Here is a 1,338-nt window from a genome sequence, read left to right as displayed (position 1 = left end):
AGGACCCCGATCTAGTTCACTGGGTCAAACATCCGGAGCCGTTAATCGTGCAGAAGAAGGGAATAGGCTTATTCGGGGATTTCAGGGACCCATTCGTGTGGAAAGATGATGATGGTTGGTATGCCCTGGTCGGGTCCGGGATCGAAGGTGAAGGCGGAGCCGCATTGGCATTTTCTTCTCAGGATATGCTGAATTGGACGTATAAAGGGCCCTTTTTTAAAGCGGATATCGAGAAGTTTCCTTATCTAGGGCCGATCTGGGAGCTCCCCGTGTTTCTTCCCCTTGGTTGCGACAAACAGGGGGTGAACAAGCATCTTCTGCTGGTCAGCCCAGTGGGAGAGGGAGCGGATGTCGAAGTGTTTTATTGGATCGGACAACTGGATAAGCAGAATCTAACGTTCATCCATGATCAAGAGGAGCCTCAATTGATTGATGTCGGTGATTTCCATTTTACCGGTCCGAGCGGAATGGTTGATCCGAAGACCGGCAGGAAAATCGTATTTACGATAGCCCAAGGTGACAGGACCTCAGAACTGGAATATCAATCGGGATGGGCGCATAACGGCGGTTTGCCGATCAGCGTGTATTTGCGGGAGGACGGACGACTGGGTATAGAACCGATCCAAGAGCTGCAGTCCCTGCGCGGCGAGAAGCGGTTATCTCTCCGCGATAAATCATTGTCTGAAGCGAATGTCCTGCTCCAGGATGTTCAGGGCGATATGCTTGAGATCCGCTTGGAGATGGAGCCGGGCAGCGCCAAGCAATTCGGGATCAAGATCCGTCGTACGCCGGATGGAGAAGAAGAAACCCTGCTTTACTACGACTTGAATCAATCGATGCTCCTGGTCGACCGTTCGAAGACGACGCTTCATCCAGGAGAAAAATGTGGAGGAACCCAGGGTGGCAATCTAGAGCTTCATGGAGAGAATTTGAAGCTACACATGTATTTGGACCGTTCCATGGTCGAAGCCTATGCAAATGGATTGAAAAGCTTGACGACCCGGGTGTATCCGAGTCGAAGGGATGCGCTGGGGATTCAGATTTGGGGAGATGGCAGTTTGACGGTCAAATCGATGCAAGTGTGGGATATGAAGCCTATTTGGTAAGAAAGGAGAGTACCATGAACCAAACCAAGCTACCGGTGTATTCTTATCAGGACCTCGTGCGGAGATTATATGATCTCGAAGCACTTGCAATACCGCCACAGGACGGCGAGAAGTCGGGGTGTTTCTCCAGCTTTGACCGGAGTTCCATTTATCATGCCGAGACGGGCTTGTATGAGAACTGGGGAGCTAATGATGACGGAGCTGGCTTCATCCGCCAAGAAGGAGACAGCAT

Annotated in this window: 1 protein-coding gene and 1 pseudogene; both read left to right on the top strand. The window is 51.2% G+C overall.

What is annotated here, in order from left to right; all coding sequences use genetic code 11:
* Window positions 1–1,106, top strand: a 1,106-nt coding sequence (locus CPT76_RS35605) for a glycoside hydrolase family 32 protein (RefSeq protein WP_146116552.1), incomplete at its 5' end; no start/stop codon positions are given.
* 14 nt (window positions 1,107–1,120) lie between these two features.
* Window positions 1,121–1,338, top strand: a pseudogene (locus CPT76_RS38565) (glycoside hydrolase family 172 protein); the annotation flags it as partial.

Origin of the sequence: Paenibacillus sp. AR247, from assembly GCF_002968895.1 — a bacterium.
In the GTDB taxonomy this organism is placed as follows: Bacteria; Bacillota; Bacilli; order Paenibacillales; family Paenibacillaceae; genus Paenibacillus_AQ; species Paenibacillus_AQ favisporus.
Note: the sequence above shows the minus strand (reverse complement) of the source record. Positions and strands in the feature narration are given on the sequence as shown.